Origin of the sequence: Streptomyces sp. x-80 (assembly GCF_046549095.1) — a bacterium.
In the GTDB taxonomy this organism is placed as follows: domain Bacteria; phylum Actinomycetota; class Actinomycetes; order Streptomycetales; family Streptomycetaceae; genus Streptomyces; species Streptomyces celluloflavus.
Map to the genome: position 1 here is coordinate 63,852 of NZ_JAJPWM010000002.1, position 12,916 is coordinate 76,767.

General features: G+C 73.8%; 12 protein-coding genes. 6 read left to right on the plus strand and 6 right to left on the minus strand.

Annotation, left to right across the window (positions count from 1 at the left end):
• Positions 1-39: 39 nt before the first annotated feature.
• Entirely contained in the window at positions 40-408 is a 369-nt protein-coding gene (locus tag ACLJWH_RS02970; protein ID WP_052857093.1) for an STAS domain-containing protein, read from the minus strand.
• 246 nt (positions 409-654) lie between these two features.
• Here ACLJWH_RS02970 and ACLJWH_RS02975 point away from each other — a divergent pair, with 246 nt between their 5' ends.
• Entirely contained in the window at positions 655-1,605 is a 951-nt protein-coding gene (locus tag ACLJWH_RS02975; RefSeq protein ID WP_411139954.1) for an RNA polymerase sigma factor SigF, read from the plus strand.
• 120 nt (positions 1,606-1,725) lie between these two features.
• On the opposite strand, the gene hutI is transcribed toward ACLJWH_RS02975, so the two are convergent.
• The 4 genes from hutI to hutU are packed head-to-tail and all read right to left on the minus strand — an operon-like array spanning position 1,726 to position 7,305.
• A complete protein-coding gene (gene hutI / locus ACLJWH_RS02980; RefSeq protein ID WP_411139955.1) occupies positions 1,726-2,904 on the minus strand; it encodes an imidazolonepropionase in 1,179 nt (392 codons plus the stop codon).
• A gap of 35 nt (positions 2,905-2,939) precedes the next feature.
• Positions 2,940-4,331 carry a formimidoylglutamate deiminase gene (locus ACLJWH_RS02985; protein ID WP_411139956.1) on the minus strand — a complete coding sequence of 464 codons (1,392 nt, stop codon included), beginning with the start codon at positions 4,329-4,331 and terminating at the stop codon, positions 2,940-2,942.
• Complete coding sequence (locus tag ACLJWH_RS02990; protein ID WP_411139957.1) at positions 4,322-5,587, minus strand: allantoate amidohydrolase; 1,266 nt, start codon at positions 5,585-5,587, stop codon at positions 4,322-4,324. Before ACLJWH_RS02990 ends, ACLJWH_RS02985 begins: the two co-directional genes overlap by 10 nt.
• Positions 5,584-7,305, minus strand: a complete 1,722-nt coding sequence (hutU, locus tag ACLJWH_RS02995) for a urocanate hydratase (RefSeq protein WP_411139958.1) — start codon at positions 7,303-7,305, stop codon at positions 5,584-5,586. Before hutU ends, ACLJWH_RS02990 begins: the two co-directional genes overlap by 4 nt.
• Before the next feature lie 257 nt (positions 7,306-7,562).
• Between hutU and ACLJWH_RS03000 the strand changes: the two genes are divergently transcribed.
• The 5 genes from ACLJWH_RS03000 to ACLJWH_RS03020 all read left to right on the plus strand — a co-directional run bounded on the left by ACLJWH_RS03000 (position 7,563) and on the right by ACLJWH_RS03020 (position 12,148).
• Positions 7,563-8,054 (plus strand): hypothetical protein, encoded by a 492-nt coding sequence (locus ACLJWH_RS03000; RefSeq protein ID WP_411139959.1) that lies wholly within the window; start codon positions 7,563-7,565, stop codon positions 8,052-8,054.
• Positions 8,051-8,449 (plus strand): transcriptional regulator, encoded by a 399-nt coding sequence (locus tag ACLJWH_RS03005; RefSeq protein ID WP_411139960.1) that lies wholly within the window; start codon positions 8,051-8,053, stop codon positions 8,447-8,449. The genes ACLJWH_RS03000 and ACLJWH_RS03005 overlap by 4 nt, the downstream gene beginning before the upstream one ends.
• Positions 8,446-9,513 (plus strand): ABC transporter ATP-binding protein, encoded by a 1,068-nt coding sequence (locus ACLJWH_RS03010; RefSeq protein ID WP_411139961.1) that lies wholly within the window; start codon positions 8,446-8,448, stop codon positions 9,511-9,513. The genes ACLJWH_RS03005 and ACLJWH_RS03010 overlap by 4 nt, the downstream gene beginning before the upstream one ends.
• On the plus strand, positions 9,510-10,580 hold the full coding sequence (locus tag ACLJWH_RS03015) for an ABC transporter permease (RefSeq protein ID WP_411139962.1): 1,071 nt from the start codon (positions 9,510-9,512) through the stop codon (positions 10,578-10,580). The genes ACLJWH_RS03010 and ACLJWH_RS03015 overlap by 4 nt, the downstream gene beginning before the upstream one ends.
• A gap of 161 nt (positions 10,581-10,741) precedes the next feature.
• Positions 10,742-12,148, plus strand: coding sequence for a diaminopimelate decarboxylase (locus ACLJWH_RS03020; RefSeq protein ID WP_411139963.1), 1,407 nt, complete (start codon positions 10,742-10,744; stop codon positions 12,146-12,148).
• Between the two features lie 84 nt (positions 12,149-12,232).
• On the opposite strand, the gene ACLJWH_RS03025 is transcribed toward ACLJWH_RS03020, so the two are convergent.
• Positions 12,233-12,895, minus strand: coding sequence for a hypothetical protein (locus tag ACLJWH_RS03025; RefSeq protein WP_411140410.1), 663 nt, complete (start codon positions 12,893-12,895; stop codon positions 12,233-12,235).
• Positions 12,896-12,916: the final 21 nt, after the last annotated feature.

Here is a 12,916-nt window from a genome sequence, read left to right on the forward strand (position 1 = left end):
CGTGCCCGGAGCGCGGCCCCTGGACACCCCCGGTCACCGTCAGTCGGCGAGTGCCGCTTCGAGGGAGTCGTGCACCGTGAATACCGCCTCCGCGCCCGTGATCTCGAAGACCCGGGCAACCACCGGCTGCATCCCCGCCAGATGGACTCCGCCGCCCGCGGCCTCCGCTTTCAGGCGTGCGCCGAGCAGTACGTTGAGTCCGGTGGAATCCATGAACTCCAGGGGAGCGCAATCCACCACGAGGCGGGCGTAGCCGTCGGCCACGCAGCCTTCCAGTGATTCACGCAACAGATCCGCGGTGTGGTGATCCAGCTCACCGGCCGCGGTCACCACCGCACTGGCACCGTGATGCCGGATCGCGACGTGTAGCCGCCCCCGGCTCGCACTGCCGACCGTCCCGCGGTCCATGCGCGCGCACCCCTCTTGCTGTCTCGGCGACTGTTGCTTATGACTGCGCTCAGCAAACCCTACGCCTTCGTTACGCGCGCGGGTAGCCGAACAATACGCATATAGCGCCAAATACGGACAACACGCACTTGCCATCTTCGGGCAAAGCCAGGTAGGCGTAGAAAGACACATCCGAAACGGCCGGCTTTGGAGGCGCCGCACACCGCAGCTTCACATAGAGGCATCGGCAGCCATATGCCGAGAACGATGGAGGAGACCATGTCACCCCGGCTCGACGAACTGCGCACCGAAGACACCCGGCAGCCCGCATCGTCGACACCCCCGTCCGACCCGACCGGGCAGATCCCTTCCCAGCCGATACCCGCCGCAGCGGCCCCGGCGGGAATCCCCGAGCCCGACGCGCTGCCCGAGATCCCGCCCTTCGACGAGGTCGGACCGGTGGACGCGAGGGCCCTGTCCAAAACCCTCTTCGAGCGGCTGGAGTCGCTTGAGGAAGGCACCCACGAATTCGCCTACGTCCGCAACACCCTGGTCGAGCTCAACCTCGCCCTGGTGAAGTTCGCGGCCTCCCGGTTCCGCTCCCGCAGCGAGCCCATGGAGGACATCGTCCAGGTCGGCACCATCGGCCTGATCAAGGCGATCGACCGCTTCGAACTGAGCCGCGGCGTCGAGTTCCCGACGTTCGCGATGCCGACGATTGTCGGTGAGATCAAGCGCTTCTTCCGCGACACCAGTTGGTCGGTGCGCGTACCGAGGCGTCTTCAGGAACTGCGCCTGGACCTCGCCAAGGCCGGCGACGAGCTGGCCCAGAAGCTGGACCGCGCGCCCACGGTGAGCGAGCTCGCCGAACGCCTCGGCATCACCAAGGACGAGGTCGTCGAAGGGATGGCCGCGAGCAACGCCTACACCGCGAGTTCGCTGGACGCCCAGCCCGAGGAGGACGACAGCGAGGGCGCGCTGGCCGATCGCATCGGCTACGAGGACCACGGCCTCGAAGGCATCGAGTACGTCGAATCGCTCAAGCCGCTGATCGCCGGACTCCCGCCGCGCGACCGCAAGATCCTCGCCCTGCGCTTCGTCGCCAATATGACGCAGTCGGAGATCGGCGAGGAGCTGGGCATCTCACAGATGCATGTCTCCCGGCTGCTCTCCCGCACCCTGGTGCGGCTCCGCAAGGGACTGCTGGTCGAGGAGTGACCCACCGCGGTCCCTGCCGGCCCGCCGGCCGGCAGCCGCCCGCGCAGAGGAGGGCCTGCCCCGAGTACCGCTCGGGACGGGCCCTCCTCCGTACGGGCGGCGTACGGCGGCCGCCGCGCCTCAGATATGGACTCCCTTGTGCCAGACGTCCGTGACGAGCGGGACGCCGGGGCGGTAGGCGAGGTGGACGTGGGAGGGGGCGTCCAGGAGGACGAGATCGGCGCGGGCGCCGGGGGCCAGCCGGCCGACGTCGGTACGGCGCAGGGCGCGCGCGCCGCCCGCGGTCGCCGACCAGAGGGCCTCGTCCGGTGTCATCTTCATGTCGCGGACGGCCAGGGCGATGCAGAACGGCATGGAGCTGGTGAACGACGAGCCGGGATTGCAGTCGGTGGAGAGCGCGACGGTGGCGCCCGCGTCGAGCAGCGGGCGGGCGTCGGGCCATACGGCGCGGGTGGAGAACTCGGCGCCGGGCAGCAGCGTCGCGACGGTGTCGGAGTGCGCGAGGGCGTCGATGTCGTCGGGGGTCAGATGGGTGCAGTGGTCGGCGGAGGCGGCGCCGAGTTCGACGGCGAGCTGGACGCCGGGGCCGTGGCCGAGCTGGTTGGCGTGCACGCGCGGGTGCAGCCCCCGGGCCTTGCCCGCGGTGAGGATCGCGCGCGCCTGGTCCTCGTCGAAGGCACCCCGCTCGCAGAAGACGTCGACCCAGCGGGCGTGCGGGGCGCAGGCGTCCAGCATCGGGCCGGTGACCAGGGCCACGTAGCCGGCCGGGTCGTCGGCGTAGTCGGGCGGGACGATATGGGCGCCGAGGAAGGTGACCTCGTCGGTGTGCGCGGCGGCGATGCGCAGGGCGCGGGCCTCGTCCTCGACGGTGAGTCCGTAACCGGACTTGGTCTCCTGGGTGGTGGTGCCCTGCCGGAGCGCCTCGGCGAGGTAGCGGGCGACGGTGGCGTGCAGGGTGTCGTCGGTGGCGGCGCGGGTGGCGGCGACGGTGGTGCGGATGCCGCCCGCGGAGTAGGCGCGGCCGGACATCCGGGCGTTGAACTCCGCGGTGCGGTCACCGGCGAAGACCAGGTGGGAGTGGGAGTCGACGAAGCCGGGGACGGCCGCGCGGCCGCCCGCGTCGAATCCGTTGTCAGTGGCGGGTGCTTTGCTTGACGCACCGACCCAGGCGATGCGGTCGCCGTCGATGACGACGGCCGCGTCCTGGATCAGACCGAGGGGGCCTGCGCCGAGGGAGGGGTCGTTGGTGACGAGCTGGGCGATGTGGGTGATGGCGGTGGTCGGCGTGGCGGTCGTCATCGCGGGGCTGTTCTCCTTCGGCCGCTGCGGGCGCGTCAGGTGCTCGCGCCGCGGAGTGCGGCGATGGCTTCGGCGAGGGCGGTGGGGACGTCGGGCAGGAGGGTGTGCGCGCCGTCCCGGACTATCTGCCGTCCACCCACGACGGTGTGCCGCACATCCGCCGCGGAGGCGGCGAATACGGCCGTCTCGGCGCCCAGCCGGGGCAGTGGCCCCGCGGTGCGTACGGAGTCCAGTGCGATCGTGGTGAGGTCGGCGAGCGCGCCGGCCTCGATGGTGCCCGCGTCGTCCCAGCCCAGGGCGGCGTGACCGTCGGCGGTCGCGGCGCGCAGCAGGGCGGCGGCCGTCCAGTGCCCGCGGGTGCGGGTGCGCAGCCGCTCGTCGAGTTCCATGGCGCGGGCCTCTTCGAGCAGGTCGATGACGGCGTGGCTGTCGCTGCCCAGCGACAGCGGGCTGCCCCGGGACTGGAGCCGGGCGGCCGGTCCGATGCCGTCGGCCAGATCGCGTTCGGTGGTCGGGCACATGCAGACGCCGGTGCCGGCGCCGCCGAGCAGGCCGATGTCCTCGTCGCTGAGGTGGGTGGCGTGCACGGCGGTGGTGCGGCTGCCCAGGACGCCGTGGTCGGCCAGCAGCCGGGTGGGGGTGCAGCCGTGGGCCTGGTGGCAGGCGTCGTTCTCCGCGGTCTGCTCGGAGAGGTGGACGTGCAGCGGGGCCCGGCGCGCCCGCGCCCAGTCCGCGACGGTGCTCAGCGCTCCGGCCGGTACGGCGCGTACGGAGTGCACGGCGGCGCCGATGCGGGCGTGTGCGCGGCGGTCCTTGAGGGCGTCGGCGCGCTCCGCCCAGGCGTCGGCGGTGCCGTCGGAGAAGCGCAGCTGGTGCCGGTCGGGCGGGGCGCCGAAGCCGGCGGAGAGGTAGGCGGTGTCCAGGAGGGTGATGCGGATACCGGCGTCGGCGGCGGCCGCGATCAGCGCCTCGCCCATCGCGTTGGGGTCGGCGTAGCGGGTGCCGCCGGGCGCGTGGTGGAGGTAGTGGAATTCGCCGACGCAGGTGATGCCGGCCAGCGCCATCTCGGCGTAGACGGCGCGGGCGAGGGCGTAGTAGGTGTCGGGGGTGAGCCGGTCCGCGACCTGGTACATCGTCTCGCGCCAGGTCCAGAAGGTCCCGCTGCCGACCTGGACGGTGCCGCGCAGGGCGCGGTGGAAGGCGTGCGAATGGGCGTTGGCGAGGCCGGGCAGGGTCAGGCCGCGCAGGGCGACGGCGCCGGGCGGCGGCGCGGCGGCCCCGGTGCGGACGGCGGTGATCCGTCCGTCCGCGACGTCCACGGCGACGCCCGGCTCGACGTGGGTGCCGAGCCAGGCGTGTTCCAGCCAGTAGACCGTCGGTGGCGGCTGCCGGTGCGGCGGCGGTGTGCTCTGCGGCGTCACGTGCACGCCAGCCCCTCCAGTACGTCGGCGAGTGCGGTGACCCCGGCGGCGCAGTCGTCCTCGGCCGCGGTTTCGGCGGGCGAGTGCGAGACGCCGGTGGGGTTGCGTACGAACAGCATGGCGGTGGGGACGGTGCCGGAGAGAATACCGGCGTCGTGTCCGGCCCCGGTGCCGAGCACGGGCACCGGCCGCGTCCGGCCGCCGCCCTTGCCGCCCGAGCCGTCCGCGCCGCCGAGGAGGGCGCGCAGTTCGTCCCGCAGGGCGTGCCCGAACTCCACGACGGGCGAGAAGGACTCGCGGACGACCCGGACGTCCACACCGTCGCGGGCTCCGCGCTCGGCCGCCGCCCGCTCGATCTCCTGGACGACCGTGTCCAGGGTCTCCAGGTCGGCGGCGCGGGAGTCGAGCCAGCCGCGGACGAGCGAGGGGATCGCGTTGACGCCGTTCGGCACCACGCTGACCTTCCCGAAGGTGGCCAGCGCGCCGGCCAGCCGGGCCCGTTCGCGCGCGGCGAGCACGGTCTCGGCGTAGGTGAGCATGGGGTCGCGGCGGTCTTCGAGGCGGGTGGTGCCCGCGTGGTTGGCCTCGCCGTGGAAGTCGAACCGCCAGCGGCCGTGCGGCCAGATGGCGGAGGCGATGCCGACCGGATCGCCGGAGAGGTCCAGGGCGCGGCCCTGCTCGACGTGGAGTTCGACGAACGCGCCGATCCGGGCCAGCCGGTCCGGGTCCGGGCCGATCGCCGCCGGGTCCTGGCCCGCGCGCTCCATGGCCTGCGGCAGGGTGACGCCGTCCGCGTCGCGCAGTTCGCGGGCCGCCTCGGCGGTCAGTGCCCCGGCGGTCAGCCGGGAGCCGACGCAGGCCACGCCGAAGCGGGCGCCTTCCTCGTCGCCGAAGTTGACGATCGCCAGCGGCTTGCCGAACTCCGCTCCTCTGCGGCGCAGTTCGTCCAGCGCGGCGAAGGAGGAGACGACGCCCAGCGGCCCGTCGAAGGCGCCGCCGTCCGGTACGGAGTCCAGGTGCGAGCCGGTGACGACGGCGTCGCCCGCCGCCACGTCCCGGTACGTCGTCGCGCCGAGCCAGGCCCATTGGTTGCCGTTGCGGTCCCGTTCGTAGGCGAGTCCGCGGGCCTCGGCCTGGGCCCGGAACCACGCGCGGCAGTCGGTGTCCGCGCCGGTCCAGGCGTGGCGGCGGTAGCCCCCGGAGGAGGAGTCGCGGCCGATCGGCCGCAGCTCCTCCCACATCTCGTGGAACGAGGAGGTCACGCGCCCTCGCCCTCGCCGTGGTCGGCGGCGGCGCCGTCGTTGCCGTCGCCGTCGCCGTCGCCCTCGCCCTCGCGCATCGGGATGCGTACACCGCGCTCGGCGGCGACCTCGTCGGCGCGCTCGTAGCCGGCGTCGACGTGCCGGATGACGCCCATGCCCGGGTCGTTGGTGAGCACCCGGCGGATCTTCTCGCCGGCCAGCGGCGTGCCGTCGGCGACGGTGACCTGCCCGGCGTGCAGGGAGCGGCCCATGCCGACGCCGCCGCCGTGGTGGATCGAGACCCAGGAGGCGCCGGAGGCGACATTGACCATGGCGTTGAGCAGCGGCCAGTCGGCGATGGCGTCCGAACCGTCCTTCATCGCCTCGGTCTCGCGGTAGGGCGAGGCGACGGAGCCGCAGTCGAGGTGATCGCGGCCGATGGCCAGCGGCGCGCGCAGGGTGCCGTCCGCGACCATCTCGTTGAACCGCTCACCGGCCTTGTCGCGTTCGCCGTAGCCGAGCCAGCAGATCCGGGCGGGCAGGCCCTGGAAGTGCACCCGCTCACCGGCGAGCTTGATCCAGCGGGCCAGCGACTCGTTCTCCGGGAAGAGGTCGAGGATCGCCTTGTCGGTGGCCGCGATGTCCCGGGCGTCGCCGGACAGCGCCGCCCAGCGGAACGGCCCCTTGCCCTCGGCGAACAGCGGCCGGATGTAGGCGGGGACGAAGCCGGGGAAGGCGAACGCCCGCCCGTATCCGGCGAGCTGGGCCTCGCCGCGGATGGAGTTGCCGTAGTCGAAGACCTCGGCGCCGGCGTCCATGAAGCCGACCATGGCCTCGACGTGCCGGGCCATCGACTCGCGGGCCCGCTGGGTGAAGTCGGCGGGCTTCTGCGCCGCGTAGGCGGCCATATCGTCGAAGTCGATACCGACGGGCAGATAGGCGAGCGGGTCGTGGGCGCTGGTCTGGTCGGTGACGATATCGATCGGCGCGCCCTCGGCGAGCATCTGCGGCAGCAGTTCGGCGGCGTTGCCGAGCAGCCCGATGGAGAGCGGTTTGCGCTGGTCACGAGCCTCGACGGCGAGCTGGAGGGCGTGCTGGAGGCTGTCCGCCCGTACGTCCAGATAGCGGTGCTCGATCCGGCGCTCGATGGCCCGCGGGTCGACGTCGATGCAGATCGCGACGCCGTCGTTCATCGTGACGGCCAGCGGCTGCGCGCCGCCCATTCCGCCGAGCCCGGCGGTGAGGGTGATCGTCCCGGCCAGGGTGCCGTGGAACTTCTTCGCCGCGACGGCCGCGAAGGTCTCGTACGTGCCCTGGAGGATGCCCTGGGTGCCGATGTAGATCCACGAACCGGCCGTCATCTGCCCGTACATCGTCAGCCCGAGGGCCTCCAGGCGCCGGAACTCCTCCCAGTTGGCCCAGTCGCCGACGAGGTTGGAGTTGGCGATGAGCACCCGCGGCGCCCACTCGTGGGTCTGCATCACGCCGACCGGCCGGCCGGACTGGACGAGCATCGTCTCGTCCTGCTTGAGCGTGGTGAGCGTGCGCACCATCGCGTCGAACGAGCGCCAGTCACGGGCGGCCTTGCCCGTACCGCCGTAGACGACGAGCTGGTCCGGGTGTTCGGCCACCTCCGGGTCGAGGTTGTTCTGCAACATCCGCAGCGCGGCTTCCTGCTGCCATCCCCGAGCACTCAGCTCCGTACCGCGCGGTGCCCGCACGGGTCGCGGTCCCGACATGGGCCGTGCCTCCCTGACGTCGTTTGGATCGAGCTATTCACATACTGGCCATGCTGAATACGACCAGTCAACAGGGCACGGGTGCCGATCCCCCGACTTGCCCACCAGGAAAGTGAGCGCTAACTTTCCCAGTGGGCAAGTAAACGGGGGCGGGCGGTACGCCCGTCGCCGTCGGCCCGTGGGCGGGCGCCGAGCCCGCGCAGCCGTCCGGGCGCCGATGTCCCGGACCGCACAACCGTCTTGGGGAGGCGATGGCCATGAGCGCACCGGTGGATGCCGAGCGGGCCTGGCAGGATCTGCAACGTATCCGGGTGCCGCAGGAGCGGGTGTACGACGAGATCGAGCGGTGCCCGCCCGGCGGGCGCGGGGCGACGTACACCACGGCCGCGATCATGTGGCTCTATCTCGCCTGCCAGGGCCTGGACCTGGGCCGCGTGGGGGTCTGGCTGGCACTCGTCGGCTATCTCGCCCTGCTGGGCACGCTGGTCGTGCTCGCCCGCCGCCGGGTCAGGGTCCGGCTGCACCACTCGCGCTACACCTGGCGCTCCCTCGCGACGTTCCTCGCGGGGGCGGCGCTGGCCTGCGTCACCATCGGGCTCTCCTCCTGGCTGACCACGGCGCTGTCCCTGCCCTGCCCCAGCCTGATCGAGGCCACGCTCCCGGCGGGCGCGTTCCTCCTGTTCGTCGGTCCGGCGAACCGCTGGGCGGTCGGTTCGCTGCGCGGCCGGCCCGAGCGGGCGGGCCGATGAGCACCCCCAGCGGCTTCGACGAACTGATCCACCCGGCCACCCGGCTGTCGGTGGTGGCGCTGCTCGCCGCCGCCGAATGGGCCGACTTCCCGTTCGTCCGCGACAGCCTCTCGCTCAGCGACTCCGCGCTCTCCAAACAGCTGCACACCCTGGAGGAGGCCGGCTACCTGGAGATCCGCAAGGAGGGCGGCGGACGCAAGCGGCGGACGCGGGTGCGGCTGACGGCCCGCGGCCGGAGCGCCTTCGAGGGGCATGTGGCGGCGCTGCGGGCGATCGTCGAGAGCGCCACGCCCACGGCGCCGGGCGGCCCGCCCCCGGACGACGCCCCGCCGGCGGCCACCGGCACACCGGACACCCGGCCCCAGTACCCCCGGCACGCGAAGGCAGGACGATGACGACGAGCCCGCGGACGAGCCCCGCGACGATCCCGGCGGCGGCCACCGCGCCCCCTGCCCCGCGCCCCGCCACGGCAGCCCAACCCGTCATCCGGGTCCGCGACCTGCGTATGGCGTACGGCGGCACCGACGTCCTGCACGGCGTCGATCTGGAGATCCAGCACGGTGAGGTCTTCGCGCTGCTGGGCCCGAACGGCGCCGGGAAGACCACCACCGTCGAGATCCTGGAGGGCTTCCGGCAGCGGTCCGGCGGGGAGGTCACCGTCCTCGGCACGGACCCGGCGCGCGGCGACGACGCCTGGCGCGGCCGGATCGGCCTGGTGCTCCAGTCCTGGCGCGACCACCGCCGCTGGCGGGTCGGCGAGTTGCTGACGCACTTCGCCACGTACTACCCCGACCCGCGCGACCCGGCCGGTCTGCTGCACCTGGTCGGCCTCACCGAACAGGCCGGTCAGCGGGTGGACCGGCTGTCCGGCGGGCAGCGCCGGCGGCTGGATGTCGCGCTCGGCATCGTCGGCCGCCCCGAACTCCTCTTCCTGGACGAGCCGACCACCGGCTTCGACCCGCAGGCGCGGCGCCGGTTCCACGTACTGGTCGAACGGCTGGCCCGCGAGGAGGGCGTCACGATCCTGCTCACCACCCACGATCTGGCCGAGGCCGAACGGCTCGCCGACCGGATAGCGATGCTGGTCAACGGCCGGATCCGGGCCCTCGGCACGCCCGCGGAACTGGCCCGGCAGGCCGCCGCGCGGGCCGAGGTCCGCTGGACCGCGGACGACGGTACGCCCCGCCGCGAGCGCACCGCGGACCCCTCCCGGCTGGTCTGGGAGCTGCACCGGGACGCGGACGGGCCGCTCGCCGATCTGGAGGTCCGGCGCCCGACGCTGGAGGACACCTATCTGCGCATGCTCCACCAGGAGGGCGGGGACGGGTCCGGGGACGGGACCAGGGAGACGGACGGGGCAGACAGGGCAGACGGGCCAGACGGGGAAGACGGGCCCGGGGACGGAGTGGGCGACGGGTCCGGAGAAGGGCGCGAGAACGGGGAGGAACGAGTCGCATGAGGCGTACGAACGTGACGGGTGAGGCCACCGCGACGGGCGGCGAGGCCCGGATATCGGACGGGACCGGCACCGCCGACGAGCCCGGCGGGCCGGGCAGGGCCGGCGGCCCGCCCACGACTCCCCCGCCCCACCCCGACGGCCCCGGCCAACCCGGCGGGCCCGACCGCCACGGCCAACCCCAACACCCCGGCCACCTCAGCCGTGCCGGCGGCCCCAACCGCCGCTACTGGCGCGCCGGTTTTCAGCGCGGCCGTATCGAACTGAGCCATCTCGTCCACAACCCCAGGGAGATGAGCGGCCATCTGATCAATGTGGTGGTCGCGCTGGCGCTCGGCGGCTTCGTCAGCCGCACGGTGCCGGGCACCCAGGTCCCGATGACCCATCTGACCATCGCGGGCTTCGCCGCCTATCTGCTCTTCCAGGTCGGCCTGCTCAACCTCCCGCAGATCCTGGTGACCGAACGGGAGGAGGGCGCCCTGCTGCGGCTGCGGGCGACGCCCGGCGGCATCCCCGCCTATCTCGTGGCCAAGTCGGTGCTGGTGGTCGTGGTGGCGCTGGGCACCCTCGCCGTCCTGCTGGGGTCCGCCGCGCTCCTGGTGGACGGCCCGCTGCCGCACGGGCCCGGCGGCTGGCTGACCCTGCTGTGGGTCACCGCCCTCGGCCTGCTCGCCGTCGTCCCGCTGGGCGCGGCCATCGGCGCCGTACTGCCCAACCCGCGTGAGGCGCTGGCGCTGATCATGCTGCCGTCGATGGCACTGCTCATCACCTCGGGCGCGGTCTTCCCGATCACCTCGCTCCCCGTGGTGGTCCAGAAGGTGGCCGCCGTCTTCCCGCTCAAGTGGATGGCGCAGGGCCTGCGGTCGGCGCTGCTGCCGGACGCCGCTCGCGCCGCGGAACCGGCCGGTTCCTGGGAACTGCCGATGGTCGCGCTGGTACTGACCGCCTGGGCCGTCATCGGCTTCCTCCTCGCCGTCCCCCTCCTGCGCCGCGCCACCCGCCGCGAATCCGGCTCCCGTCTGACGGAACGCCACCGCAAGGCGGAACAGAACGGCGCGGGCGCGGCATAGCCGGTACGGGTGTGGCGATACGGGGTGGCGGTACGGGGCTTGGCGACGCGGGGTCTGATCACACAGGGGCCGGCGGTACGGAGCCGTGGACAAACGCCGCCAACCCCTCACCCCCGTACCCCATGGCCCCGTTCCCCGCCCCCAGGTGGTGAAGTGGTGCCATGACTGGCCCCAAGAACGGCCCCGAGGCGGGCCCCGCGACCGGCCCCTCGTCCGGTTCCCCCACCGACCCGGCTGCCCGCACGGACCGGGACCGTGCCGTGCGGGCAGCCGTCGCGCAACAGCTGATCGGCCCCGGCGAGCCCGTCGCCGGACTCCTCGACGTCGCCGGCATCCGGCGGTCGGCGGCCGAACTCCGCGCCGCCTTCGACGAGTTCACCGCCCCCGGCACGCCCGTCCTGCACGCCTTCGCGGTGAAGGCCGCCTCGCTCGTGCCCGTCCTGCGGCTGCTCGCCCAGGAGGGGCTCGGCTGCGAGGTGGCCAGCCCCGGCGAACTGGCACTGGCCCGCGCGGCCGGGGTGCCCGCGGCGCGTACGGTCCTGGACTCCCCCGCCAAGACCCCGGCCGAACTGCGCAAGGCACTGGCCCTGGGCATCGCGGTCAACGCCGACAACCCCGAGGAACTGGCCCGTATCGACGGGCTGGTGGCCTCCGCGCCGACCACCGCGCCGCTCGGCCTGCGGGTCAATCCGCAGATCGGCGGCGGCCGCATCGGGGCGATGAGCACCGCCACCGACACCTCCAAGTTCGGTGTCGCGCTGCGCGACGAGGGCGCCCGCGACTGGGTCGTACGGGCCTGCCTCGACCGCCCGTGGCTGACCCGGCTGCACGCCCATGTCGGCTCCCAGGGCATGCCGCTCGCCCTGATGGCGGAGGGCGTACGGGCGTTGTACGACCTCGCCGAGGAGATCAACGAGCGGGCGGGCCGGGCGCAGATCGGCACCCTCGACCTCGGCGGCGGGCTGCCGGTCAACTTCGCCTCGGACGCCGTCACCCCGACCTACCGCGAGTACGCCGGGCTGCTCCGCTCGGCCGTCCCCGGTCTGTTCTCCGGGCGCTACGGCCTGGTCACCGAGTTCGGGCGCTCGCTACTGGCCAAGCACGGCACGGTGCTGGCCCGCGTGGAGTACGCGAAGTCGGCCGGCGGCCGGCCGATCGCGGTCACCCACGCGGGTGCCCAGGTCGCCACCCGTACGGTCTTCGTGCCGGACGCCTGGCCGATCCGGGTCGCGGCCTACGACGCCGAGGGCCGGCCCCGGACGGGCCCGCCGGTCCCCCAGGACATCGCGGGGCCGTGCTGCTTCGCCGGTGACCTCGTCGCCGAGAACCGCCCGCTGCCCCTCCTGGCAGCCGGCGACCACGCCGCCCTCCTGGACACCGGCGCCTACTATTTCTCCACCCACTTCGCCTACAACTCCCTCCCCCGCCCCGGGGTTTACGGCTACGCGACGGCCCCCGACGGCACCGTCCGCTTCGCCACCGTCCGCACCCCGCAGACCCTCGAAGAACTCACCGCGGAGAGCGGCGCCGCCCACGCCGACGCGCTGCACGGGCTCGGGGAGGGGTAACGGGCGGCGTCGCGGGGGCGGCGCGCGAGGGCCGGGGACGGGAGGGAAGACGGGATACGGCCGGGCCGCCGGCCGCGCAGGGGGTCAGCGCCGCTTCGCGCCGGCTCCGGAAGCGGCTCCGGCCGGGCCCGTACGGGCTCCCGGCTCCCGGCCGGTGCCCCGCGCCTCCGGCACGGCCGGGGCGCGCCGCCGCCGCGCCCCGCCCGGTGCCGCGTCCCCGGCCGCCGTACCCGTCGTGTGGTAGCCGCGGACGTCCTTGCCCGCGGCGCCACCCCGCCGGACCGGCTCGGTACGCACCCACAGCAGCGCGTCGTGCGCCTGCTCCCAGCGGCCCAGCCACAGCGCCTTCGCCCACAGTCCCGGTGCGGCACCGGCCATCAGCAGGCCGCCCGCCGCGGGCAGCGCGAACGAGGAGCCGACCGCCGCCACGAACGCGAGCAGCAGCCACCAGCGATGCGCCCGCCGCCAGACCCGGATGGTGACCGACCGGTCCTGGAGGATGACGGCCTTCCCGGCGCGCGACGCCCCGCCCGCCAGTGCCGTGTACCGGCCGCGCCGCACCGCGAACACGACGAACGCGGCGATCAGGAACAGCGCGGCCCCCGCCAGCACCCCGATCCTTCGCCCGGTCAGCCCCGGCACCAGCGCGCCGATCCCCGCGGCCAGCAGCCCCGGCCACCACAGCCACCCGGCCGGCGCCCGCACCAGCACCGCCACCCGGACCAGCGCGTACGCCCCGCGCCCCACGGCAGACTTCTTCACGACAGA